Source organism: Bacillota bacterium, from assembly GCA_024653485.1.
Lineage (GTDB): Bacteria > Bacillota > SHA-98 > UBA4971 > UBA4971 > UBA6256.
This window is the reverse complement of record JANLFY010000001.1, coordinates 306,548-330,728: the sequence shown is the minus strand read 5'-3', so window position 1 is coordinate 330,728 and position 24,181 is coordinate 306,548. Positions and strand designations below refer to the sequence as shown.

At 61.3% G+C, this 24,181-nt stretch carries 21 protein-coding genes; 3 read left to right on the top strand and 18 right to left on the bottom strand.

Annotated features, from left to right (window positions below; all coding sequences use genetic code 11):
* Positions 1-142 precede the first annotated feature (142 nt).
* The 9 genes from NUW12_01360 to NUW12_01320 form a co-directional block, all read right to left on the bottom strand.
* Entirely contained in the window at positions 143-940 is a 798-nt protein-coding gene (locus tag NUW12_01360; protein ID MCR4401420.1) for an ATP-binding cassette domain-containing protein, read from the bottom strand.
* On the bottom strand, positions 891-1,829 hold the full coding sequence (locus tag NUW12_01355; protein ID MCR4401419.1) for an ABC transporter permease: 939 nt from the start codon (positions 1,827-1,829) through the stop codon (positions 891-893). Before NUW12_01355 ends, NUW12_01360 begins: the two co-directional genes overlap by 50 nt.
* Before the next feature lie 2 nt (positions 1,830-1,831).
* Positions 1,832-2,833, bottom strand: a complete 1,002-nt coding sequence (locus NUW12_01350; protein ID MCR4401418.1) for an ABC transporter substrate-binding protein — start codon at positions 2,831-2,833, stop codon at positions 1,832-1,834.
* A gap of 59 nt (positions 2,834-2,892) precedes the next feature.
* On the bottom strand, positions 2,893-3,420 hold the full coding sequence (locus NUW12_01345) for an Lrp/AsnC family transcriptional regulator (protein MCR4401417.1): 528 nt from the start codon (positions 3,418-3,420) through the stop codon (positions 2,893-2,895).
* Positions 3,421-3,560: 140 nt separating this feature from the next.
* On the bottom strand, positions 3,561-4,343 hold the full coding sequence (pflA, locus tag NUW12_01340) for a pyruvate formate-lyase-activating protein (GenBank protein MCR4401416.1): 783 nt from the start codon (positions 4,341-4,343) through the stop codon (positions 3,561-3,563).
* Entirely contained in the window at positions 4,340-6,568 is a 2,229-nt protein-coding gene (gene pflB / locus NUW12_01335; protein ID MCR4401415.1) for a formate C-acetyltransferase, read from the bottom strand. The genes pflA and pflB overlap by 4 nt, the downstream gene beginning before the upstream one ends.
* 118 nt (positions 6,569-6,686) lie before the next feature.
* Complete coding sequence (glgA, locus tag NUW12_01330) at positions 6,687-8,171, bottom strand: glycogen synthase GlgA (protein MCR4401414.1); 1,485 nt, start codon at positions 8,169-8,171, stop codon at positions 6,687-6,689.
* Positions 8,171-9,310 (bottom strand): galactose-1-phosphate uridylyltransferase, encoded by a 1,140-nt coding sequence (gene galT / locus NUW12_01325; protein ID MCR4401413.1) that lies wholly within the window; start codon positions 9,308-9,310, stop codon positions 8,171-8,173. The genes glgA and galT overlap by 1 nt, the downstream gene beginning before the upstream one ends.
* A gap of 141 nt (positions 9,311-9,451) precedes the next feature.
* The gene (locus NUW12_01320) at positions 9,452-9,940 is read right to left on the bottom strand and encodes a DUF2148 domain-containing protein (protein ID MCR4401412.1); all 489 of its coding nucleotides are present in this window, start codon (positions 9,938-9,940) and stop codon (positions 9,452-9,454) included.
* Positions 9,941-10,180: 240 nt separating this feature from the next.
* Here NUW12_01320 and NUW12_01315 point away from each other — a divergent pair, with 240 nt between their 5' ends.
* The gene (locus tag NUW12_01315; GenBank protein MCR4401411.1) at positions 10,181-10,462 is read left to right on the top strand and encodes a DUF1657 domain-containing protein; all 282 of its coding nucleotides are present in this window, start codon (positions 10,181-10,183) and stop codon (positions 10,460-10,462) included.
* 317 nt (positions 10,463-10,779) lie between these two features.
* Positions 10,780-11,346, top strand: a complete 567-nt coding sequence (locus tag NUW12_01310) for a hypothetical protein (GenBank protein ID MCR4401410.1) — start codon at positions 10,780-10,782, stop codon at positions 11,344-11,346.
* A gap of 25 nt (positions 11,347-11,371) precedes the next feature.
* Here the strand turns inward: NUW12_01310 and NUW12_01305 are convergent, their stop codons facing one another.
* From NUW12_01305 to NUW12_01265, 9 genes are all read right to left on the bottom strand, one after another.
* The gene (locus NUW12_01305; protein MCR4401409.1) at positions 11,372-12,241 is read right to left on the bottom strand and encodes an ABC transporter permease; all 870 of its coding nucleotides are present in this window, start codon (positions 12,239-12,241) and stop codon (positions 11,372-11,374) included.
* 10 nt (positions 12,242-12,251) lie between these two features.
* Positions 12,252-13,283, bottom strand: a complete 1,032-nt coding sequence (locus NUW12_01300) for an ABC transporter permease (protein MCR4401408.1) — start codon at positions 13,281-13,283, stop codon at positions 12,252-12,254.
* Between the two features lie 273 nt (positions 13,284-13,556).
* A complete protein-coding gene (locus tag NUW12_01295) occupies positions 13,557-15,389 on the bottom strand; it encodes an ABC transporter substrate-binding protein (GenBank protein MCR4401407.1) in 1,833 nt (610 codons plus the stop codon).
* A 36-nt stretch (positions 15,390-15,425) separates the two neighbouring features.
* Complete coding sequence (locus tag NUW12_01290) at positions 15,426-16,568, bottom strand: ABC transporter ATP-binding protein (GenBank protein MCR4401406.1); 1,143 nt, start codon at positions 16,566-16,568, stop codon at positions 15,426-15,428.
* Positions 16,561-17,553: an ABC transporter ATP-binding protein gene (locus NUW12_01285; protein ID MCR4401405.1), complete on the bottom strand. Its 993-nt coding sequence runs from the start codon at positions 17,551-17,553 to the stop codon at positions 16,561-16,563. The genes NUW12_01290 and NUW12_01285 overlap by 8 nt, the downstream gene beginning before the upstream one ends.
* Before the next feature lie 335 nt (positions 17,554-17,888).
* Positions 17,889-19,340 (bottom strand): 6-phospho-beta-glucosidase, encoded by a 1,452-nt coding sequence (locus NUW12_01280; GenBank protein MCR4401404.1) that lies wholly within the window; start codon positions 19,338-19,340, stop codon positions 17,889-17,891.
* The gene (locus tag NUW12_01275) at positions 19,340-20,083 is read right to left on the bottom strand and encodes a PIG-L family deacetylase (protein ID MCR4401403.1); all 744 of its coding nucleotides are present in this window, start codon (positions 20,081-20,083) and stop codon (positions 19,340-19,342) included. Before NUW12_01275 ends, NUW12_01280 begins: the two co-directional genes overlap by 1 nt.
* 75 nt (positions 20,084-20,158) lie before the next feature.
* The gene (locus NUW12_01270; protein MCR4401402.1) at positions 20,159-20,986 is read right to left on the bottom strand and encodes a class A beta-lactamase-related serine hydrolase; all 828 of its coding nucleotides are present in this window, start codon (positions 20,984-20,986) and stop codon (positions 20,159-20,161) included.
* A 34-nt stretch (positions 20,987-21,020) separates the two neighbouring features.
* Positions 21,021-22,004, bottom strand: a complete 984-nt coding sequence (locus NUW12_01265; GenBank protein MCR4401401.1) for a 50S ribosome-binding GTPase — start codon at positions 22,002-22,004, stop codon at positions 21,021-21,023.
* A 496-nt stretch (positions 22,005-22,500) separates the two neighbouring features.
* Here NUW12_01265 and glgP point away from each other — a divergent pair, with 496 nt between their 5' ends.
* Positions 22,501-24,156 carry an alpha-glucan family phosphorylase gene (gene glgP / locus NUW12_01260; protein MCR4401400.1) on the top strand — a complete coding sequence of 552 codons (1,656 nt, stop codon included), beginning with the start codon at positions 22,501-22,503 and terminating at the stop codon, positions 24,154-24,156.
* Positions 24,157-24,181: the final 25 nt, after the last annotated feature.

The window sequence follows — 24,181 nt, the reverse complement described above, 5'->3', positions numbered from 1 at the left end:
CGGACCTCAGTTCCTGTCTCGGGTCGTCATAGTGCATGGCCACGAATGCACCCCGACTCCAGCAAAGCCCTGGTGCAAAGCCCTGGTGCGGTTTCCGTGCGCCTGCGCTTCGAGCCCGGACTACCTGACTACACCTCGAGGACTACACCTCGAGGAGTATCCTGTCGTCAAGCAGTCTCTCGCCACGGGTGGCGTGGAACCGCTCCAGAAGGTCGGCCACGGTCATGACCGACCTCTCCGGCCCGCCTACGTCGAGCACTATCTCGCCTTCGTGCATCATGATGGTGCGATTCCCATACGCCAGCGCGTGGCGGAGGTTGTGCGTGACCATCATCACCGTGAGCCCGTGGCGCCTCACGAGCCGGTCTGTGAGGGCAAGGATGTCCTGGGCCGTTCTCGGATCCAGGGCTGCGGCATGCTCATCGAGGAGCAAGAGCTTCGGCTCCCTTATCGTGGCCATCAAGAGGGCAAGGGCTTGGCGCTGGCCGCCTGAGAGCAACCTCACAGGATCGGAAAGCCTGTTCTCCAATCCCAGGCCAAGGAGGGAGAGATACTCCTTGAAGGATTCGCGATCCTTCTGCGTGACCCCCCTCCGAAGGCGCCTCCGCTCGCCCCTTTTCGCGGCCATCGAGAGGTTCTCCTCGATGGACATTGAGCCTGCCGTCCCCTGCATCGGATCCTGGAAGACTCGCCCTATGATGGGAGCACGTTCGTGTTCCGGAAGAACCGTGACATCCTGGCCGTCTATGACGATGGTGCCCTCGTCCACTGGGAAGACTCCCGCCACCGCGTTCAGCAGCGTGGACTTCCCCGCTCCGTTGCTGCCTATTATGGTAACGAAGTCTCCGGGGGCAAGCTCCAGAGATACGTCGCGAAGCGCCATCCTGCCGTTAGTCGTTCCTGGCAGGAACGTTTTGCGAAGGTGCGTCAACTTTACCATGAGTCAGAGCCCGCCTCCTTTCCATACCTAGGCTCGACCTGATAGCGGGCGCGGACAGAGCTATCACGACGAGGACGGCTGTCACGATCTTCAGGTCGGTCGGGGCGAAACCCATCCGGAGGGCCACGAACACGGCGAACCTGTACACCACCGACCCTGCCACCACGCTGAACGTGGCGAGGCCGATGGTCGCGGGGGCAATGACAGCCCCACCGACGATTACGGACGCAAGCCCCGCGACCACCATTCCGATTCCCATGCCGATATCAGCGAAGCCCTGGTACTGAGCGACCATAGCCCCTGAAAGTGCAACTAGCGCGTTGGACAGGCCCAGGCCTATGATCTTCATGGAGTCGGTGTTCACTCCGAGGCTACGAATCATGACCTCGTTGTCCCCGGTCGCACGCAGAGCGAGGCCGAATTCGGTACGAAGAAAGACATCCAGCACCACCTTGACCACTACCGCCGCTACCAGGAAGAGGAGCAGCGCTGCGACGGAGCCGGGAACTCCGAGGCCGTGCAAGGTCGTCAGCACGGTGGCACTGCGCAAGAGCGGGATGTTCGCTCTCCCCATTATGCGCAGATTCACCGAGTAAAGAGCGGTCATGGTGAGTATTCCGGCAAGAAGCCCAGAGATCCTCAGCTTCGTGTTGAGAACCCCTGTCGTCGTTCCCGCAACGAAGCCGAGGACCGGGGCCACCGCGGTCGCGAGGACCGGGTCGACCCCGGTGGATATCAACTTCGCAGCAACAGCCGCACCCAGCGGGAAACTCCCGTCAACGGTGAGGTCTGGGAAGTTGAGGACCCGAAACGTTATGTATACCCCAAGAGCCATCACCGCGTATACCAATCCCTGTTCCAGGGCTCCACTGAGTGCGCCAAGGGACAACACTACCGTATCACCTCATAAGCCTGTTGTATCAGAGTCTCGGGAACCGTGACGCCCATCTTCTCGGCGGCCTTGAGGTTCACGACCAGCCGCACGTCTTCCTGGTACTCGATGGGCATCTCAGAGGGTTTGGCCCCCTCTTTGAGAACTTTCACCGCCATCTTCGCGGTCTGCTTCCCTAGCGCGTAGTAGTCTATGCCGACCGTCGCAAGGGCGCCCCGCCTCACGCCGTCTTCCTCTCCCACGATGAGCGGTATCGCTCGCTCCTCCGCAACTTTGATCACGGACTCCAGCGCCGATACGACCGTGTTGTCGGTCGGCACGTAGATGGCGTCAACCCTGCCAACAAGAGACTGAGCCGCCTCATATACTCCGCTCGTTGAGCTCGCAGTCGCCTCCACGATCTCGATCCCCAGACTCGACGCAGCTTGTTTCGCCAAGTCCACCTGAACCACTGAGTTCGTCTCGCCGGCGTTGTAGACGATGCCCACCCTCTGGGCGGCCGGCACCAGCTGCTTCAGCAACTCCAGTTGCTTCGCAACCGGCGTGAGGTCCGAGGTGCCCGTGACGTTCGTGCCCGGACGGTCGATGGCCTCCACGAGCTCGGCAGCGACAGGATCCGTCACTGCGGTGATGAGTATGGGAATCTCCGTCGTCGCCTTGGCCGCGGCCTGGGCAGTCGGCGTAGCGATCGCCAAGATCATGTCCACTTTCTCGCTCACGAATTTCTGCGCTATGGATTGTGCGGTTGCCATGTCGCCCTGGGCGCTCTGGGATTCGAACTTGAGATCGTCGCCCTCCACGAGACCCTCCTCCGCAAGGCCGTCAATGAACCCTTTCTTGGCCGCGTCGAGGGCGGGATGCTCTATGATCTGCATGATTCCGATAGTCGTCACACTGGACCTCTTCTGAATGATGTTCACGACCAATAGCACGGCTGCAAGTACCACGATGACCCCAACGAGCAGGACCACTCGCGATGTGTTCGATCTCCTGGAAGCCATGTCTATCCCTCCTGTCAATCTTCTCGTCAGTATCTAGTCAATGCTAGTGCGAAGGAACGTCATCCCGAGGCCGCCACGTCGGATAGTCCGTCTCGTCCATGGCTTCCACCCTCCTCCTCGATGCCGGTCCACCCGTTCCACGCCGAGCTTTCCTTGCACACTTTGAGAACCAGCGAGGTCTGTGACCCCGATATGCCCGGCACTCTTCGCAGCTTGTGCGTGAGGAAAGCGTAAAGTTCGTTATTGGACTTGAGCACGACCTCCACCATGATGTCGTACGCGCCAGTGCAGATCGCAACGTACCTCACCTCAGGCAACTTCACGAGCTCAGCGACCACGCGTTCCGGGGAGTCGCCCTCCACGCTTATTCCGACCATGGCAACGAAGTTCATTCCCAGGCGGAACGGGTCTACCACACCCGTGATCCGGGCCACCCCCTCCTCGAGAAGGCGCGCGACGCGTTTCCTCACCGTGCCCTCCGCCACATTCAGCTTCTCGGCTATGGCCGTGAAAGGCATGCGACCGTCCCGCTGGATGCACGACAGGATCTCCTTGTCGAGCTTATCCAGCACGACAACATCGTTCACGAAAACCACCCCAATCGGCCATAATTACTACGATAATCGTGAACTTCTCCCTGCATTCACGCGCACATCATGGTTATGCCATAGCCTATTCGACGAATTATGCAATTGTCCTTCTCGTGCCGGGGAAATTCTTCGTGGGTCTACTCTTGGGCGAAGTCCGTTCGGAGCCTCACTGAGTGCTCCCGGAAAACGCGGCACGCCCTGGCGAGATCGCGCTCGGTGGGTTCAGGCACTCCATCAAGGGCGCAATCGAGGCCGAGCTGTTTCCACTTGGATACGCCCATGCGGTCGTAGGGAAGGATGTCCGCCTCCACCCTGTCGCCCAGCGACGCCACGAGCTTCGCTACGTCGCAAAGGTCGCGTTCCGAGTCGTTGACGGTCGGGATCAGGACGTACCTCACCACGATGTTCGTCCCACGCTCCGCTGCAAGGCGGAGGTTCGCGAGGATCACGTCGTTTTTAACCCCCGTGAGCCTCACGTGCTTCTCTTGATCCACCACCTTGACCGAAAAGAGCAGGAGATCTGTGCAGTCGAGCACTGACTCGAAGCATCCATGTTTGCAGTAGCCCGCCGTGTCGAGGGCGCGGTGAAGACCGTGGGCGCCGCACTGCTCGAACAAAGCCCTCACGAACCTGTGCTGCAGAAGCGGCTCGCCCCCGGAGACAGTGACCCCGCCGCCCGACGCCTCGAAGAAAGGCTTGTAATCGAGGATCTCCCTCATGACGTCGTCCACCGTCACTTCGCGGCCGAGACGCAGCCAGGTGTCGGGATTGTGGCAGAACACGCACCTCATGGCACAGCCCTGCATGAACAGGACGAACCGTATCCCGCCATCGTCCACGGTGCCCATGGTCTCGACGGAGTGGACGTACCCGGTAACGGCTCGTGCGTCCTCTCGTCCCCGCTCCTCGCGCTCGGTCATCTCTCGAAAATGGTCCTTGCCAGGACTTCCTCCTGCTGCTCGCGAGTAAGCTTGACGAAGTTCACGGCGTACCCCGACACCCTTATGGTCAGCTGCGGGTATTTCTCAGGGTGCTCCATGGCGTCCACGAGGGTCTCTCGTCGGAACACGTTCACGTTCATGTGATGCCCACCCTTGGCGAAATACCCGTCTATGAGGCCAGCTAGGTTCGAGATGGCTTCCCGGGGTGTCTTCCCGAGGGCTTTGGGCGTGATCGAAAACGTGTACGAGATGCCGTCCATGGCATGTTCGTAAGGGATCTTGGCGACCGACGCCAGGGAGGCGACGGCGCCGTGAGTGTCTCGCCCGTGCATGGGGTTGGCGCCAGGTGCGAAGGGCTCTCCTCGCTTCCTTCCGTCTGGCGTGGATCCTGTCATCTTCCCGTACACCACGTTGCTGGTGATCGTGAGGACGGAGAGGGTATGCTTGGCGTCCCTGTACGCGGGACGCTCCCTGAGCTTCTCATGGAAGAGCACGACCGAGTCCCGGGCGAGGGAATCGACCCGGTCGTCGTTGTTGCCGAACTTAGGGAAGTCGCCTTCTACGTCGAACTCCGTAGCGATCCCCCGGGAGTCGAGCCGAGGCGTCACCCGCGCGTACCGGATCGCGGAGAGCGAGTCCGCGAGCACAGACAGGCCCGCGACTCCAAAGGCCATGAACCTCCCCACGTGCGTGTCATGAAGCGCCATCTCAAGGCTCTCGTATGCGTACTTATCGTGCATGTAGTGAATGACGTTCATCGTGTCAACGTACTTTCCGGCGAGCCACCCCAGCATCCTCGTGAAGGCATCCCACACGGGTCCGAACTCGAGAGGCTCCTCTCGCGCCCGGTAGAGCTCGGGAGCGACTCTCTCTCCGGAGATCTCGTCCAGGCCGCCGTTCAGGGTGAGGAGAAGCGCCTTCGGGAGATTGGACCTCGCCCCGAAGAACTGCATCTCCTTCCCGACCCTCATCGCTGAGACGCAGCAAGCGATGGCGTAGTCGTCTCCGAAGAGAGGCCGCATGAGATCGTCGTTCTCGTACTGAATGGAACTCGTGTCGTACGATGCCCTACAGACGAACTCCTTGAAAGGCCTGGGAAGGTCCTTTGACCAGAGGATCGTGAGGTTGGGCTCTGGAGCAGGCCCGAGGTTATACAGGGTCTGCAACATCCGAAAGCTGGTCTTCGTGACGAGAGGCCGGCCGTCCAGCGTCATTCCACCTATGGATTCCGTAACCCACAGGGGGTCTCCCGCGAAGAGCTCGTCGTACGATCGCGTGCGAAGCTGCCTAGCCATGCGGAGCTTGATCACGAAGTCGTCAACCAGCTCTTGAGCCTCATCCTCCGTGAGCGCACCCCGACGCAGATCGCGCTCGAGGTAGATGTCCAGGAAAGTGCTGACTCTCCCGAGGGACATCGCGGCGCCGTTTTGCTGCTTGATTGCGCCAAGGTAGGCGAAGTAAAGCCACTGGAACGCCTCGCGGGCGGAGTTGGCGGGTCTCGAGACGTCGTAACCGTAGGAGCGCGCCATCTCCTTCAGCTCTTCGAGGGCGAGGATCTGGTCGTGAACCTCCTCGCGCAGCCTGATGGTGTCTACGGTGATAGTCGTCAGCTGCGGGCTTCGTAGGTCGCCGACCTTCTCTTGGATGAGGCGATCAACTCCGTACAGCGCGACCCTTCGATAGTCGCCGATGATTCGTCCGCGACCGTACGCGTCAGGCAAGCCCGTTATGACGCCACACCGCCTGAGAGCGCGCATTTCATCGGTGTACACTGCGAACACGCCTTCGTTGTGGGTCCTCCGGTACTTGTGGAACGTCTCACATACCCTGGGTTCGAGGTCGGCCCCGTACTCGTTGCAGGCCATTTCCACCATGCGGATGCCGCCCCACGGATTGATGGCTCTCTTGAGAGGCTCGTCGGTCTGAAGCCCCACGATTATCTCGAGGTCGCGGTGAATGTAGCCGGGCGGATGGCTCGTTATTCCAGCGACGGTCCTGGCGTCCACCGAGTACACCCCGCCGCGGCGCCTTTCCTCCTCGAGAAGGGAGAGACACCGCTCCCAAAGCGCCCTCGTACGGCGCGTCGGACCCACGAGGAACGTGCCGTCTCCCTCGTAAGGCTCGTAGTTGCAAATGATGAAGTCCCGCACGTCGATGTGCTGACGCCAACGTGTACCGACAAAGCCCGAGTAACAGTCCTCCAGCCTTCCTCGCCTCCCAAGACGCTGATCGCGGCCCACCTCCGCTATCGTTACAGGGGTGACGACTTGCGTTCAGGCCGCGGCGTGACGGCGACGGCGGCGGCGCGCCGATCTTGCTTGGTCACGCAGGCACGGGAACCGCCTCCAGCTTGTTCCTGGCTATCCCATAGAGCCCCATGTACTCCGCTGCCGACCTGTTCCACGAGAAGTCGTGACGCATCACATTCTCGACGAGCGCGGCCCACCTGCGCTTGTCGTTGTACACTTCTATGGCGCGCCCCACTGCGTCCAACAGAGCCCCGGGCGAGTACTCGGCGAACGTGAATCCGTTGCCGGCCTGCCTCTCCGGCTCGTAGTTCGTGACGGTGTCCGCGAGTCCACCCGTGCCCCTCACTATCGGGACAGTCCCGTAACGCATCGCTATGAGTTGACCGAGTCCGCCTGGCTCGAACCTGGACGGCATGAGGAACATGTCGCACCCAGCGTAGATCCGTTGGGCGAGCACGACGTTGAACCCTATCTCCACCGCCATGTTGTCAGGGTGCCTCTGCCTCAGGGAGCGGAAGAGATTCTCGTAGTACGGATCCCCGGTGCCGAGCAACACGAACTGGAGATCCATCCTCATCATCTCATCCATGGCATCGGCGATCAGGTCGAGCCCCTTCTGGTCGACGAGGCGAGACACCACCCCCAGAAGCGGAGAGGTTGACGCTGGGAGGTTCATGTCGCGCTGCAGCGCGTACTTGTTCTCCTTCTTGTCCTCGATGTTCCCCACACCGTAGTTTCTGTAGATTCGCGCGTCGGTCTCGGGATTGAACTCGTGGTAGTTGAGGCCGTTCAGTATACCGTGCAGGTCTCTTGCGCGCGTTCGAAGGACCCCGTCCATCCTCTGCCCGAACTCAGGGGTCTGGATCTCCTTGGCATACGTCTTGCTCACAGTGTTGATCACGTCCGCGTACAGGATCCCTGCTTTCATGAAGCTTACGTCTCCGTAGAACTCGATCCGCTCAGGGGTGAAGTACTCATCGCCGAGGCCCAGGAGGTGCAGCGTGTCCTTGGGATAGTTCCCCTGGTACTGCAGGTTGTGTATGGTGAAGACGGTCGCGATCCCCTGATAGAACGGGTCACGGGAATACTGCTCTCGGAGGAGGAGCGGCACCGGCCCCGTCTGCCAGTCGTTGCAGTGAATGATATGTGGCGCCCAACCTAGATAGCGGATCATCTCCAGTATCGCCCTGGAGAAGAACGAGAACCTCTCGGCCTCGTCGAAGTACATGTACATGTTGTCCCTGTCGAAGTAGTGATAGTTGTCGATGAAGTACACAGGGACCAGCCTCTCGGCGCCGTTGAGCCGTGCTCTGATCACTCCTTCGCGCAAGATTGCGGTAGCCTTGCGCCAGCCTACCCAGACCGGGAAATCGCAGATGGTTCTGACATCAGTGATTCCCCTGTAACGGGGCATGACGACTCTCACGTCGTTTCCCATGACCGCTAGGGCTTTCGGGAGCGACCCCGCCACGTCCGCAAGCCCTCCGGTCTTCGCAAATGGCGCGACCTCAGGGGAGGCCACGAGAATCCTGTAGGTTTCGTCCAGTTCCTGTAACATCACTTCTGCAGTGCCCCTTCCTCCACGCTCGTTGGGGCCGGCCCCAACGCCCGATCCTCTCCGGATGGGCTTTCGACATTCACCTGGTCCCCGGCCCTCTCCACTGTACCGGGCTCGTGTTCACGCAGGGATGCCGCTGCGGCCTCAGGAGCCGTGGGATTGATGTAGTACCCCGTGCCAAGCTCGAAGCCTGCTATGATGGCGAGGCGCGGAACGAGCTCGAGGTGCCAATGATAGTATGCTCCAAAATCGCCCGTCCACGGACTCGTATGCCAGAGGAGATTGTACGGAAGGGCCTCAAACGCAAGCTCGAACCGTCTAAGAGTGCGACGCAGGACCCCGGCGAGGTCGGAAAGCTCTTCCCCGCTCATCTCCTCGAACCTGGCGCTGTGCGCGGTGGGCGCAATCCAAGTCTCGAAGGGAAGCCTCGCAGCGTAGGGACAGAACGCCATGAAGTGAGAGGACCTCTCGACTACCCGCGTCTGAGTGGCGGCCTCCGCCTTGATGATGTCACAGTACACGCATTCCCCGGTCTTATCATAGTGCTCGCGCGCGACCTCGAGTTCCTCTTCGATCACGTTGGGCACAATAGGTGTGGCGATGAGCTGGCAGTGGGTATGCTCGAGCGAGGCGCCCCCAACACGGCCCCAGTTCTTGAAGATCTGGAGATAACTCAGCCTATTGTCGCGGGAAAGCGCCCTGGCTCTCGCCACCATCGCCTCGAGCACGTCTTCCATCTGGCTTTGAGAGTGAGTGCCGAAGGTCGAGTCGTGGTCCGGCGACTCCACGAGCACTTCGTGGACTCCTACCGCGGGGATACCCTGGTACAACCCGCTGGGGCCATCCGGCGAGCCGTCGTCGGCCAGCGTCTCGCCCCCCGGGGCACCAGCCTCAAACGTGAGGGCGGGAAATTTGTTTGGCACGACCCGCACGGACCAGCCCTCTGTGTTGGGGGCGCCGTTGCGCCGGCCGAGCGCCAGCACTTCCGGCGGGGTCATGTGCTCATTACCGTAGCAGAACGGGCACGCCCCGCCCTTCCTCTCGTCCCGGGGCACCCGGAAATCCGAAGGGCGGCGACTTCTCTCTGTGGCAATCACCACCCACGTACGCGAAGCGGGATCCCGTCTCAGCTCTGGCATCGCATGTCCCCTCCTGGCAACAGCGGCGCCCAGGCGGCCGCGTCGCTACGTCTTAGCGTTCCTTGACCCCGCGAGGAAGATACATGCGAGTCTCGAGCGAGTTTCGAGGTCCCGCTTCATGTGATCGCCCGCGACACTTCATCAGCCGCGATCGAAGTAGATGCTCTTGCCCGTCGCCGAGAGCGGAATGCCCGCCGCGACATCCGCGTCTATGAGACCAGTTCGCCTCGCGACCGCCCCGACCCGATACATGATCCTGTTGTCGACGTTGTGAATGGAAGCGGTCTTTGCCGCGGATCCCAGGGCGATCCCAAGATCCATGAGCCTCCAGGCGCAAAAAGGACCGGCGAACTCGGGGCCCTCGGATAGCTGGGCAAGACCTGAGCACTTGTCGTTCCCGCAGGCTCCGCAGTTCAGCCCCACCACCTGAGCTCCCTTCAACCCGATCAGCACGCACGCATCGCTAGCTGCGACGTTCGCTCCGTCGCGATCGAAGTTCTTCCTCCCCGACTCCCTGCCATAGTCCACCATCGCCTGCGCGAGTCGCGTTAGCGCCTCGCCCTCCACGACGGCGGTCACGATGAAGTCCTTTCCAACCGCTTTCGGAGCGGTCGTGGCCGATAGACACATCAGGTCCGCGACAACCCTCACTGCATGGTTCACTCTCGCCACCTCCTCCGAAGGTATTCCACGTCTCCCTGGGAATTCCTTGCGGAGAGGTGTGCCTTTGTGTCGGGGTTGGAATCACGCTTCGGGGGGCGTGCCATCCTATGTCATGAGACAGCAGGCTGCCCGGGGCAGTTTCGGAAGCGTAGACCGGAGACACCGAGGTCTGAGGCCTCCAGCTGCGGGCGGGTGGCCCAGGTACAGGTGGAGGTGATAGCGGTGACCGTTGGCCAGAAGGTCCATCAGTGTCTTGCGCAGCTCGAAAGCGTGGCAGCGGACTTTCGAAGCTTTGCCCTGGACACACAGGATCAGAACGCGCAAAAGCTATACGCGCAGCTTTCCGAGACGCTGCAGAACCAAGTGATAAACCCGCTCAAGGCGCGGGTGAATTACATCGAAGCACAGGAGCCTCAGTACAAGGTCTATCAGCAAGCCATGCAACAAGGTCAGCAGCCTGAGCCGAAGCAGCCCGAGCAACAACACTGAACCAGGCGTCGAGGCCCAGACTCGCCCACGCGCTGGCCACCGGCCGCCGGCGGCGCGACCGTCGGCGGCCCGCATCTGGCGAGACGCTCCGGTTGTCGCCTGCGTCGGCGCTGTCGCTGCCCGTGAGCGCCCGGCAGTCATTGGCATACAGCATCCTGCACGGGCCAATCCGTCGCCGTCATTGGAACTCCAGATAGTGACGATAATGCTCATACGCCGCTGTCTGGGCGAATAGTTAGATATAGTCGGCAGACAGGGTCGAGTCGTCACCAACGTCACGGCAGCGCCTGGTGAAGGCGTGCGAGAGGGACACGAAGGTGGCCGTCCGGGCACAGCTCCTGCGAACGGTCATAAGGGGCTATCTGGGGGTCGGATGCGTCGCTCTTTGCTTCGGCCTGGCCATGATCTCGCTCATTCGCTTGGTAAGCCGCCCCTCCACCACAGAGCCGGATCACGCGTATGGAGTCGCCGTGTGGCACAACGACGGAGCGCTCATGGCAGCCGGAACGGTGACTGTCACCGCGCCCTCCCGTGAGGCCGTCCACACGGTGGTGAACCACGGCCTAGGCCAAGTTCCCGTGGCGATCGTGCTGGGAATCGATCTGCAGGAGTTCGAGTACTACGAGTCCATTGACAGTCGCGCCGAGTCGGGGGGCCCTCCCACGGAAGTGCCGGTCCATCTGTCGGCCATGGTGCGAAAGCCATACAACGGCACGTTCACCATACGTCTCAAGCATTTCGCGGGAAGTCGCAGGACCTTCTCCGTCAGGTGGCTCGCCATAGCGCTCGAGCGTCCGCCGGCCCCATCGGCCGCAGCACAAGGCAGCACTGCAGGCCATCTCCGAGGCCAGAGTCAAGATGCCCCACCCGACCCGTTTCCTTGACGGCTCCTTGACGGCTCTGAGGCCCTCAGGCTTGTATCTTGGGGTCCAGTATGTCCCTGAACGCGTCGCCAATGAGGTTCCACGCCAGCACGAACAGAACGATGGCCATTCCGGGATAGAGCACGGTATACCAGTACTTCAGCGGTTCCCCAGGTGCGCCGAGGAGCCAGTTTCGCGAGAAACTTATCATCTGGCCCCAGTCAGCGTACCCCTCCGGGGCACCAAGACCGAGGAAACTCAAGCCGGCCGCGGTCACGACCACCGACCCGAGGTCCATCGATGCGCTGATCAGCACCGGAAAGATGGTATTGGGCAGTAGGTGCCTCATGATGATCTTCGCGTGGCTCACGCCCGCGGCTCTCGCGGCCAGTACGTATTCCTCCTCCTTCACCTGGAGAATGCTGCCTCTCAGGAGCCTTGCGTACCCCATCCACCAGAAGCATATCATGGCGATCATCACTTTATCGAGCCCCTTGCCCAACACGCACGTGATGACCACCGCAGCGATGAGGAACGGGAAGCTGAGGAATATGTCCACAACCCTCATGATGATCTCGTCCGTCCGCCCTCCTATGTACGCCGACACAGCGCCCACCACGATGCCTACGGCGCAGCTCGCACCCACCACGATGATGCCGACGCGGAACGCGGTCCTAGTACCCCAGACCACCCCGTAGAAGATGTCGTACTGACCTTGGGTCAGCCCCATGGGATGTTCCTTTGATGGAGGCGTGGGTGTGGACCCCCAGCCGTACCTCGGAATCCGGTACGGCTCGTCTCTATATCGCTCCGGCGTAGGCGCGATCCACGGCGCCGCCACCGCGACGACGACGAAACCGGTCAGCAGCATAAGCCCCAGCATTGACAGGGGGTTTCGCACGAGCTTCTTGACCATGACGACGAGGTCACTCCAATCTCACTCTCGGGTCTATGATGGCGTACATGATGTCCACTACAAGGTTGATCACCACGAGTATGAGCCCGTAAAAGAGGGTCGTTCCCACCACGCAGGTGTAATCCAGCTGCTGCGCAGCGGTAGCGGTGAGGAGCCCGAGGCCCTTGTAGTCGAAAACCGTCTCAGTTATGGTGAGTCCGCCGAGCATTCCGAGGACCATGAGGCCCGCGACCGTCGCCACGGGAATCAGAGCGTTCCGCCGAACGTGCCGCCTGATGACGAGGTTCTCCGCGAGACCCTTCGCCCGCGCCGTCCGCACATAGTCCTTGTTGAACACGTCGAGCATGCTCGATCTGGTGATCCTCAGGATGAACGCCCACCACAGATACGACAGGCTGATGGTGGGAGCCACGAGGTGCCTTACCGCGTCCCAGAATACACGCCACTCACCGTTGAGGATCGCGTCCACGGTGTTCATACCCGTGTACCTTACAAAAGAGCTGCTGAGGACTATCTGGTCGGCCCATGTGGAGAGCCGGCCTGGCGGGAACCATCCGAGCACTCCATAGAAGTACATTAACAACACGATGCCGAACACGAAAGACGGCAAGGACCAACCAATGATGGCGAAAACGCGCGTCACGTGATCGATGGGTTTGTTGTGGTGCATCGCCGCAAGAGAACCCAGCCAGATTCCCCCAAGCACCACCGGAATGATGGCGAAAAGCGTGAGCTCAAGGGTCGCCGGGAACCTGGCTTTTATGGCTTCCGCAACGTACATGTTCGCGGAGCGCGAGTAACCCAGGTTGCCTCGCAGGACGTTGCCAAGCCACCGAAAGTACTTCACGTAGGCGGGATCGTCCAGCCTGTACTTCTTGACGAGGTCGTCAAGGCTTTGGTTCTTGAGTTCCTCCGGAGACTTGATGTACGAGCTCACCAGCTGGTACGGGGACAGGAACGACATCGCGACGAATATGAAAACCGTGACCCCCAAGAGAACCAGCGGAAGGAACAAGAGCCTTCTGGCTATGTACGTCAGCATGAGCGTATGCCCCTTAACCCGAAATTGCCCGATTCGCGGGCGTCAGCACGTCCCACGCCGCTCGGCGCCTGAGAGAAGACCTCTCCCCGCGCACCTGCCTGCGGCCTTTGGATCACGAGACCGGCTCCGCCCCGCTCCCAGGCGCGCGTCTGCCCTGGGCACGCGCCCGGGAGCGGGAAGCCTCCAGGGTCTCCCGCTCCCGGGCCCAGCTTTCGTCCTCTCTTCGTGACGCCCGCTGAGCGCCGCCGACGTTTGGCGGACCTCAGGCGACCCCTACTTGACTTCCTTCCAGACTTCGTAGAAGTCGTAGTTCGCGCTGTACGCCGGGTTGAACACGTAGCCTTTCACCCAGTCTCTGTATACCCTTTGGTCCTGGGCGTCGACGTAGAACAGCGCGATCGCCTGGGCGTACGCCTTCTTCTGCAGCGCCTCGTACACCTTGGCCCGCGCGGCGGGATCCGTGGTGCTTATGCCCTTGGCGATGAGGTCGTCGAACTCCTGCTTCGCCAGCTTGATCATGTCCGCACCGCAGTACCCGGCAAACGCCCCAGCAGAATGCATGTAAGGGAACACGAAGTTGTGGGCGTCAGGGAAGTCCATGTGCCAGCCCATGAAGAACACAGGCAGGGCAGATGCGCGCAGCTTGTCGAGGTAGGTGGCCCACTGCACGCCCTGTACCTCTATCTTGAACTTCGGGTTTATCCTCTCGATATTGGCCTCGAGTATCTCCGCTGCGGTCTTACGGTTGTCGTTGCCCGTGTTGTAAAGGATGGAGAGCTGGAAGCCTTTCTTCCAGAGCTCGCCTCCGAAAGCTGCCTTGAACTCGTCGGCAGCCTTCTTCAGGTCGTGACCGTACCACTCCTGGGACTTGTCGCAATAGGGAAGGATCGCGGGGATGGGCCCGTGAGGCTTGGAGCCCTGACCCAACGCCACTTCATTGATGTACGCGTCATAGTCGAACGCGTAGTTGAAGGCGCGCCTTACGTGGACGTCGTTGAAGAAATTGGACGGAACGCCCTTGCCGTCCAGCTTGCCGCTGCCCACGATGTCCTCGTTCCCCTTCACGGGTATCGTGTAGTTGAAGAGGAGCGCCGTGTTGGTGATGGCGGGAAGATGCTCCTGAACCACAGCGCCAGGGATGGCCTTCACCTGGTCCAGGTACATAGGCGATATCATGATGGCGTCCGCTTCACCCGTCTGAAGCATCAGCTTCCTCGTGTTGTACTCGTCGATGTACTTGATGAACGCCGTTTTCAGCTTGGCGGGACCGCGCCAGTAGCCATCGAACCGCTCGAAGATGATCTGACCGCCGCTCTTGTCCCACTTCGTCAGCTTGAACGGGCCGGTGCCCATGGCCACGTCGTACAGGGCCATTTCTTCCTTGGGGGGATCATACCACTTGATCCAGGTGTCGGGCTTTCCGTCCCACGCACCATGGGTGGTCATCCACTTCTTGCTCAGGATCGCTCCCCAGCTCGCGCCCTTGGCGAGTATCTGCAGGAATGGCGGGTACGAGGAGGCGAGGTGGAAGACCACGTTGCCTCCCTCGACTTCGACGGACTTGTCGACCGCGTCGTACACCTTGCGGAGGACAGCCGGGTCGAGCTTGGTCATGTCGTCGATCTTGTCCAGTCCGGCCACCTTGCACGCGAGGTCTTTCAGCGTCTGCACGCCGAAAAGGGGCTCAAAGAACATCCATACGGGGCCACCGGCGGGATCGGAAAGCATCGCCCGCTCGAAGGTGTACTCCACGTCCTCCGGGGTCAACACGGAGCCGTCGTGGAATTTCACGCCAGTCCGGATGGGGAACTTGACCGTCCGCCCGTCCTTTGAGATGAGTCCGTTTGCCACGGTCGGGACCTTGGTCGCGAGCGCGGGCACCATCCTCTCGACGCTGCCCTTCTCGTACGCCACCAAGTTGTCGTAGCACTGGTGAATGACCTCGCCGCTCGCCGTGTCGTACGCGTACGCCGGATCGAGCGAGTCCGGCTCGCCGAACGCGACGAACACGAAAGTATCGGGGTTCGTCGTCTGCGCGAACCCGGCGGGCCCGAGCGCGAGCACCATCACCGCCGCAATGATCGCAACGAGATGCCTGCCTTTCATACTCCTCTTTTTGCCTCCTTCTTCGTCCTTTAGGACCTACTCGCCAAACCCGGCGCGGCACCGCAAGGCCGCCCCTTCACCAAGCGGAATGCCCGCCAGGTCGAGCTCGCTAGCGAAATGGCAGGCGACCAGATGGTCGCCGGACACCGATTCGAGGGACGGCTCCTCCCTGGAGCATACGTCCCTTCTGAAACGGCACCTTGGGTGAAAGCGACACCCTGACGGCGGATTCGCGGGGCTTGGCACGTCCCCCTCGAGAATCACCTGCTCGTACCGGAAATCGGGATCGGGCACGGGTATCGCCGAGAAAAGAGCCTCTGTGTACGGGTGCTTCGGGTTTTGGAATAGCTCGCAGACGTCGGCGGTTTCCACGATCTTTCCGAGGTACATCACCGCCACCCTGTCGCTTATGTGCTGGACCACCGAAAGATCGTGCGCTATGAACAGGTACGTCAGCCCGAATCTCTCCTGCAGCTCTTCCAGGAGGTTCAACACCTGGGCCTGGATCGACACATCCAGGGCTGAGACCGGTTCGTCGCATATGACGAGGGACGGATTGAGAGCCAGGGCTCGGGCTATGCCTATCCTCTGTCTCTGTCCGCCGCTGAACTCGTGAGGAAACCTCTTCATGTGATGGGACCCCAACCCCACCGCGGCCAGAAGAGTCTCGACGCGGTCGTACCTCTCGGACCTGCTCCGTACCCCCTGGGCTTCCAGGGGTTCGGCTATTATGTCCGCTATCCTCATCTTTGGACTCAAAGACGAGTATGGGTCCTGGAATATCACCTGCATTTCCCTTCTGAGGCTGCGAATGGTCTTGCGGTTGACGGGCACCCACGCGTCGCCCCTCTTGAACCTTATCTCCCCGGCGGTGGGCTCTTCCAAGTGGAGAACGCACTTTCCCGTGGTTGTCTTTCCGCATCCCGATTCGCCCACTAGGCCCAGCGTCTCGCCTCTCCTTATGAAGAAGTCGACGCCGTCCACGGCCTTTACCCAGCCCACGGGCTTCCGGACCACCCCGCCGAGGATGGGGAAGTGTTTCTTGAGGCCTTTGACTTCCAGAAGGAGCCCCGCGTCGCCGGTCTTGGAGGGATCGCTCGGTGCGGCTGCCGCCTCCGTATTAGGCTTGTCCATTCCTCTCCCCGCGTTCTCCGACGCATTCTGGCACGCGTCAAGCATAGAGCCAGCACCTCACCTCATGCCCCTCGGCGACCTCGACGATGGGCGGATCTCCCTTACACACCCCTCGGAACCTCGGGCATCGAGGCCCAAAGCTACACCCCTCCGGCAAAGCGAACGGGTCCGGCACAGCGCCCTCGATCGGCACCAGTCTCTGACCGCGTTGGCCCATCTTGGGTATGGAGTTCAAGAGCCCGACCGTGTATGGGTGCGCTGGCTCGTGGAAAAGCGTACGCGTCTTGGCTCGCTCCACGATCCTGCCCATATACATGACAGCGACCTCATCGCAGATCTTGCTCACAACGCCGAGGTTGTGCGTGATCATTATGATCGCCATCTCGAATTGCTCCTGAAGCCTCGTCATCAAGTCGAGGATCTGGGCCTGAATGGTCACGTCGAGAGCGGTGGTAGGCTCGTCTGCGATGAGCAGAGTCGGGTTGCATGAGAGAGCCACGGCGATCATGGCCCTCTGCCTCATCCCGCCGCTCATCTGGTGGGGGTACTCGCGCACCCTCTGGGCAGGGCTCGGAATTCCCACCTTCGCCAGCAGGTCCTCTGCCATGCTCCACGCTTGTTTTCTGGGGACACGCTTGTGAAGGGTGATGGCCTCCACGATCTGAAACCCGATCGTGTATACCGGGTTGAGAGATGTCATGGGTTCCTGGAATATCATGGCTATCTCGTTTCCACGTATGGACCTCATCACCGGCCCCCGCGGATCCTGACGGGCGATGTCCAACGTCTCGCCACCCGAGCACCGGTTGTAAAGGATGCTTCCGGAATGAATCCTGCCCTTGGGAGGTGGGACGAGCTGCATTATGGACAGAGCCGTGATGCTCTTTCCGCAGCCGCTTTCGCCCACGAGGCCCAGCACCTTCTTGCGCTTGACCTCAAAAGACACCCCGTCTACCGCACGCACGACTCCCTCATCGAACGTGAAGTAAGTACGAAGGTTGTCTACTTTCAAGAGGACATCGGGGGACACCCGGATCCCTCCTTCGCCGGACTTGAACCTCGCGTCCCTCGCTTCGCGGGCACAGCCGAATCACGGCAAAACAAAAGTGAGTGGGCATACGTTTCCGCCAGCGCCGCCTGGGGCGGTACGCACGTGGCTCATGATCGTGACTGCCTACTCACTACTCAACCGTTGTCGCAAGGCAGCGAAAACCGACCAGCTCCGAAAACCGACCGACCCCGCCAACCCCCTCCTTTCGCTCCGCGCGCCGGGACGAATCTCCTCGGTCGGCACCGGCTACGGCGCAGCGCGACGTCCTGGAAGCGAGTTGGTCATAGAGACGCAACTGATTGCTTCGTCACAAACTAGCAGAATCCTTCTTGCGCTGCACGGTTTTTCTCGAATTGCGTCAGGTAACCCGCGTTGGCCGACAAGATCTCTGCAAGCAACGCCCGTGCAGTCGAAGCGCTCGGCACCAAGGGATGCGCGAGGAGAGCTAGGAAAGCCATCCCCACATCGCCTTTCACAGCTGCCTCCACAGTCAGCCTCTCGTAAGCCTTGACGTGCTGGACTAGTCCCCGAACCGCGTAGGGCAAGGGACCCTGGGCAAGGGGCCGAGCTCCCATCCCGTTCACGAGGCAGTTGACTTCGACCACTGCGTCCTCGGGCAAGTCGGGGATCGCCCCCTGGGACGGCACGTTCAGCACGTGCACTTCGTCCTTGTCATTGTAGATGGCGGAGACGCACGCGAGAGCCGCCTCCGAATACCAGGCGCCCCCACGCTGTGAGAGCTCAGCCGGCTTCTCATGGAGATTGGGATCCGCGAATCTCTTGAAGAGCTCCCTCTCGATGGCCATGACTTGGTCGGCTCGCGTGCCGCATCCCTTCCTCAGTTGCTCCATCTCGTCTTCGACGATTACGTCGTGGAAATAGTAGTAGCGCAGGTAATACGAAGGGATCATCCCGAGCGAATCGATCAGCCCGGGAGCATGCCCCGCCTCCTCAGAAACCGTCCGGTCACGGTCCCTCCGGTCTTCCCATCCCCCACTTGCCAAGGGGGCTTGGGTTATGTCTCCCCCCGGCCTGGCCAGACCCGGCATGCGTTCCAGATCGAACGTCTTCCTCACGAGATCGTGTGAGAGCACCGCCCGCGTTACGTCCCTACCGTTGACGACCACCCTCCGCGCCCAACTGAGATGGTTCAGGCCCACGAATTCCACTTTGACGCTACGAGGATCCACTCCGAGACACGCCGCGATCGTCTTCTGCATGTTGATGGGGACGTTGCACAACCCGATGCACCGGATGTTGCAGTGGCGGGTCAGAGCCTCCGTCACGATGCCGGAAGGATTGGTGAAATTGATGAGCCACGCGTCAGGAGCGAGACGCTCCATTGCACGCGCAACGTTCAGGGCCACCGGGATTGTGCGAAGGGCTTTGGCGAACCCTCCCGGGCCCGTGGTTTCTTGGCCGACTATCCCGTACTTCAGCGGAATGCGTTCATCCTGCGCACGCGCCGCAAGGCCGCCGACGCGGAACTGTGTAATGACGAAGCTGGCCCCGGATATGGCGCTCTCGATATCGAAGCCCGCCGTCACCTCGATGTCGAGCCCTGCCCGCTTGATCATCCTCCTCGCGAGGCCAGCGACGACCTCGAGCTTCTCTCCGCCCTCAGGGATGTCCACGAGCGCGAGGTGTCTTACGGGAAGCTCAGCAGCCCTCCCAATCAGCCCGTCCACGAGTTCAGGCGTGTAGCTGGAACCTCCGCCGATGACCGCTATCTTGAGGACGTCCGAGCGGGCGGGCCCCTCAGGCATCAGTATCCCTCCGTGTCCACGTTGAAGTGCAAGAGGAGCGTTGGGACCACCTTGAAGGCCTCGGCCCTGGCGAACCCACGCCCTCGAGCCAGTTCTCGCGCTTTCATATCCAGGTACATACAGAAGGTCATCCACCCATCGGAGAACTGGCTTTCGTGCATGTTCATGGCTTCCATCTTCTTGACCCACGTCCTGTCCACGTTTATCCAGGTATTGGGCTTTGGCGTGCAGTAGAACCCGACCGCCGGCACTTCATGAGGGGGTGCGGGTGGCTCTGACGTCGCGTGGGGAAGGCCTGAAAACATGCAGGCTGACGCGGTGGCCATCCCCGTCAAGCGGTGGTCTCTGTGGGCCTCGTACGCGAGCCATGGATCCGGCGCGAGGACGACGTCCGGCCTCACTGACCGAATGACGCCGAGTATCGCCGTTGTCAGCTCCCGCTCCTCCGGCACGTCCGCGTCGTGATATCCAAGCCAGACTAGCCTGGATACGCCCAGATGACGCGCGGACCGCTCGGCTTCAGCCCGACGTCTCTCAGCCAGCGCCTCCGGGTCGACGCCCGGGTCTTGCGTGCCAATGCACCCATCGGTGACCGTGAGGTACACGACCTCGACCCCGAGGTCGGTCAGCCAAGCTATGGTGCCCCCCGCTCCGATCTCGTTGTCGTCAGGATGCGGCTGGACGCACAACACTCGTTTCGCGCTGTCCAGTCTGGGGACGCGCACGAAATCCTTGAGATCCATCGAATCACCCCCACTGACGCTGAGAACTCCGTTCCCGCCCGACGCCGCAAGCTCCAATGGCGTCAGAGTGTCCGCCTAGTCGCCCGTGAAGTGCCTGAACAACTCGAGCGAGATCCTCCTGATGGCCTCCTCTCCATCCCGGGGTCGTGGAAGGCCCTTCGTGAGAATTGTGACTACATAGTCGCGTCCGGGAACGTACACTATCCCGGCATCGTGGCGCACCCCCGAGACAGACCCCGTCTTGTGCGCCACTTCGACGCGGGGCATCTCCCCAGCGAGGAGTTCGTCTTCTTCCCCGGGTACAGGCAGCAGCGCGGGAATGAGGTCGTTGTACTGCTGTTGCTTCATGATGCGAACCATCTCGCAGCAGGCCCAGGCTGATACCACCTCGCACCTGGCTATCATCTCGAGAAGGCTCGTCACGTCCCGCGCCGTCACGGAGTTCGGAACGGGTTTGGCCACAGGCACGGTCATGAACCTTCGTCTGAGGACTATCCCCGAAAGACCCAGTCCGCGCATGGTGTCGTTCACACGATCCATTCCCACGACATCTAACAGGAGGTTTGACGCAGTGTTGTCGCTCACCACTATCATGAGGCGAACGAGGTCTATGATCGGAAGCTCCACGCCCGAGGACAGGAGCTGGAGGATCCCCGACCCGCCAACTTTGTCGGTGTCCGACAGTCTGACAGTCATGTCAAGGTCGAGCAGGCCTTCCTCGGCTTGCTTGAACACCTCGACCATGATGGCCACCTTAATTATGCTAGCTGCGTTGAAAGGCTCATCCTCATTGATGAGCACCTCATCGCCCGCGTGGAGGCTCCTCGCTGCGACGCCGAAGACGCCTCCGGCCCCCGCGGCGATCTCAGAGACGATAGCCCGCACGTCCGCCATCGACGTCATCGCTCATCCCCCACTCTCGCGCTCACCCCTCAGCTCACACGTGGAGCTCCACTATGTCCTTGTCTCGAAGGACATAGTCACGGGGAACCGACTGGCCTTCGAATCGTGCGGAACCCCATATCCTCGCGTTTTTCAGGCGGGAGGGGAAGTCACGGTGGACCGCTGCGGCCATGTCCACGACGGTGCTTCCCTTCTTCAGCACGAATGGCTGACCCATGTCGGGCGGCCCGCCGGGCACCTTGGTGTAGATGCGGATTATCCCAAGGAGATCGAATATCCGACGCCGAAGGACCTCGAGGTTCTCTCCCTCGGTCACCGAGACGGGAACGATGTCGAGCCCGGGGGGCAAGCACTCTTGGAGGATCTCGAGGTTCCCGCGAGCTCGGGGCGCGTCCAGTTTCGTCGCAACCACCATGCAGTCCGCGAGAGCATGTCCCAGCGCACCCGCCTCGAGATCGGTCGCGTCACGAAGGATACGCTTCTCTCTCAGGAGGGTCAGTGCCCCTTCCAGTTGGTCCAGGCAGTCATCGGATGAGGCGTCCACGACTATCAGCACAGCGTCGGCATTGCGTAGCGCGCCACCCATGCCCGCTGGCATCTCTTCAGCGGTGACGGGCGGCATGTCAACTAGTTGAATCCAGATGTCTTCGAACGGCATCATCCCCGCTATGGGTAGCACCGTGGAAAACGGGTAGTCTGCCACGACGACCTTCGCCCTGGTCAGGGCGCCGACAAGGGCCGACTTCCCCGAGTTCGGGAACCCGACCAGGGCAACCTGACCGGCACCGTGCTTCTCCACGAGGAAAGGGTCCTGACGGCCGGCCTTCGCTCTTCTCTCGCCTTCCTCCCTCAGCTTCGACAGGCGCCTCTTTATGTCTGCCTGCAACTTCTCGGTGCCCTTATGCTTTGGGATGACCGCGAGCATCTCCTCGAGCGCAGCGATCTTCTCGGCTGTGGTCTTTGCTTCCTTGAAGGCCTGTTCGGCCTCGAGGTACTGCGGTGTGAGGTTCGCAGGCATCGGTTCTCACTCGTCCTCGTATTCGTGCGTTGGTCGCCTTCGAGCCCCCAGCCCATGGCTCGCAAAGGTCGCGGCGGGGGCACTCAGGCACGCAAGGCTTCTTGGCCCATATCATTCTACCATGCGGTCCTCGTCCCTGCCACCGTTTTCAGCCTGCGGCGCGTCGAGCAAGCGCCGAGACCTCCGCCTTGCCGAAAGGAGCGAGGGCCGGTCGTGTGTTGTTGGATGGCGCGGAGATGTCAAAACATGGATTGCGTAGCTATGTCAGCTTGTTGCCCTGCAGGATGTCTTGCGCTATAATCGGGCACGTGGGAAGGAGACCGGCGCAAGAGCCGCGTCTTTCAGAGGTTCGGCAAGAACGCGAAGGCAGCCGTCGGCTTCACGGCTCCCGGCTCGCTCATAGGATAGGATGGGGAGCCTCGTCGGGGTCGGGCTCCCGTCGGGCTCGCTAAGACCGCCGGAAGCGGATGGCACCAGACGCGCTGGGGGGAGAGGTATGTACGCGGATAGCGCGACGCGGCCGCCAAGGGTGGCCTATTTCTGCATGGAGTTCGGCCTCCACGAGGAGCTCCGCATCTATGCAGGAGGGCTCGGGATACTCGCGGGAGACTATCTGAAATCAGCCTGCGACCTCAGCCTGCCTGTGGTGGGCGTTGGCATACTTTGGAGGCAGGGCTACACAAAACAAGTGATAGGCGAGGACGGGAGGCCGTTTGACGCTTATCCTTGCTATTCGTACGACTTTCTCAAGGACACGCGCAAGACGGTGACCGTGAGAATTCGCGGACGCGAAGTCGTCTGCAAGGTATGGATGGTCGACAGGTACGGAAACGCTCCTCTTTACCTGCTCGACACGAACGTCCCGGAAAACGAGGACAAGTGGATTACAGGGCAGCTGTACGGGTGGTTCGGCGAGGAGCGTATAGCACAGGAGATGGTCCTCGGGATCGGCGGAGTCAGGGCACTTAGGGCTCTCGGCATCGATGTCGACGTGTACCACTTCAACGATGGGCACCCCGTGCTGGCGGGCATCGAGCTAATCAGGGAGAAGATGGCCGCGGGGATGAGCTTCGACCAGGCACTCGCTTCAACGCGCCGGGAGGTCGTTTTCACAACCCACACGCCGGTAAGGGAGGGCAACGAGTCCCACAGGCACGAGCTCCTGCGCTACATGGGCGCGTACGACGGCCTCTCGCGGGAGCAGATGGTCAGGATAGGCGGCGACCCGTTCAACATGACCGTGGCAGGCCTGCGCCTCGCGCGGATCTCCAACGCTGTAGCCGAACTTCACTGCGCCACCGCCAATAAGATGTGGCAGGATGTAGATGAGAGGTCGCCCATCATCGCCGTGACGAACGGCGTGCATCCCGGAACCTGGCAAGACGAGGGCGTGCGGGCGGCGTACGAGTCGGGCGAAGACCTTTGGGCCGCTCACATGAGAGCCAAGGAGGCGCTGCTCGCCGAGATCGAAGCGAGATGCGGCATCGCCCTCAGGCGAGACAACATCCTCGTGGGCTTCGCGAGGCGCGCTGCGCCGTACAAGCGCAGCGACCTCATATTCAGACGGCCCGATGTGATCGAGCCGTATCTGAGAAGCGGAGGGCTTCAACTGGTGTTCTCGGGAAAGGGCCATCCCCTCGATGACACGGGAAAGGACATCGTCGCGAACCTCGTGAGGATGGCAAAGCGCTACCCGGAGAGCGTCGTGTTCGTGCCGGACTACGACATGAAGGTGGGGCGTCTCTTGACGCGCGGGTGCGACGTGTGGCTCAACAACCCCATCCGGCCCCTCGAGGCCAGCGGGACATCGGGAATGAAGGCGGCCATGAACGGCGTGCCCAACCTGAGCGTGCTCGATGGATGGTGGCCTGAAGCGTGCCGCCACGGACAGAACGGCTGGCAGTTCGGCGATGGATACGAGGGACCCGGGCAGGACGACCACGACCTTGAGGGGCTTTACAGGGTCTTGCTGGGCGAGGTACTCCCAACTTACTATGAGAACCGCGCGAGATGGATCGAGATAATGCGCGAGAGCATATCCTCGACGGTCCGGAGGTTCTCATCCCACCGGATGATCGAGGAGTATTACAGCCGCCTCTACATCCCGGTCGCGGCGTCCAAACAAGTGGCTGCCGCCTCGGCGGGATGCTAGCGCTGCGCGCTTGGGCCTGGCCTTG

Coding starts and splice junctions, on each gene's coding strand:
- NUW12_01360 (MCR4401420.1), bottom strand. CDS start 940: ATGGTAAAGTTGACGCACCTTCGCAAAACGTTCCTGCCAGGAACGACT.
- NUW12_01350 (MCR4401418.1), bottom strand. CDS start 2,833: ATGGCTTCCAGGAGATCGAACACATCGCGAGTGGTCCTGCTCGTTGGG.
- pflA (MCR4401416.1), bottom strand. CDS start 4,343: ATGACCGAGCGCGAGGAGCGGGGACGAGAGGACGCACGAGCCGTTACC.
- glgA (MCR4401414.1), bottom strand. CDS start 8,171: ATGTTACAGGAACTGGACGAAACCTACAGGATTCTCGTGGCCTCCCCT.
- galT (MCR4401413.1), bottom strand. CDS start 9,310: ATGCCAGAGCTGAGACGGGATCCCGCTTCGCGTACGTGGGTGGTGATT.
- NUW12_01320 (MCR4401412.1), bottom strand. CDS start 9,940: ATGTGTCTATCGGCCACGACCGCTCCGAAAGCGGTTGGAAAGGACTTC.
- NUW12_01305 (MCR4401409.1), bottom strand. CDS start 12,241: ATGGTCAAGAAGCTCGTGCGAAACCCCCTGTCAATGCTGGGGCTTATG.
- NUW12_01300 (MCR4401408.1), bottom strand. CDS start 13,283: ATGCTGACGTACATAGCCAGAAGGCTCTTGTTCCTTCCGCTGGTTCTC.
- NUW12_01295 (MCR4401407.1), bottom strand. CDS start 15,389: ATGAAAGGCAGGCATCTCGTTGCGATCATTGCGGCGGTGATGGTGCTC.
- NUW12_01290 (MCR4401406.1), bottom strand. CDS start 16,568: ATGCTTGACGCGTGCCAGAATGCGTCGGAGAACGCGGGGAGAGGAATG.
- NUW12_01280 (MCR4401404.1), bottom strand. CDS start 19,340: ATGCCTGAGGGGCCCGCCCGCTCGGACGTCCTCAAGATAGCGGTCATC.
- NUW12_01275 (MCR4401403.1), bottom strand. CDS start 20,083: ATGGATCTCAAGGATTTCGTGCGCGTCCCCAGACTGGACAGCGCGAAA.
- NUW12_01270 (MCR4401402.1), bottom strand. CDS start 20,986: ATGACGTCGATGGCGGACGTGCGGGCTATCGTCTCTGAGATCGCCGCG.
- NUW12_01265 (MCR4401401.1), bottom strand. CDS start 22,004: ATGCCTGCGAACCTCACACCGCAGTACCTCGAGGCCGAACAGGCCTTC.
- glgP (MCR4401400.1), top strand. CDS start 22,501: ATGTACGCGGATAGCGCGACGCGGCCGCCAAGGGTGGCCTATTTCTGC.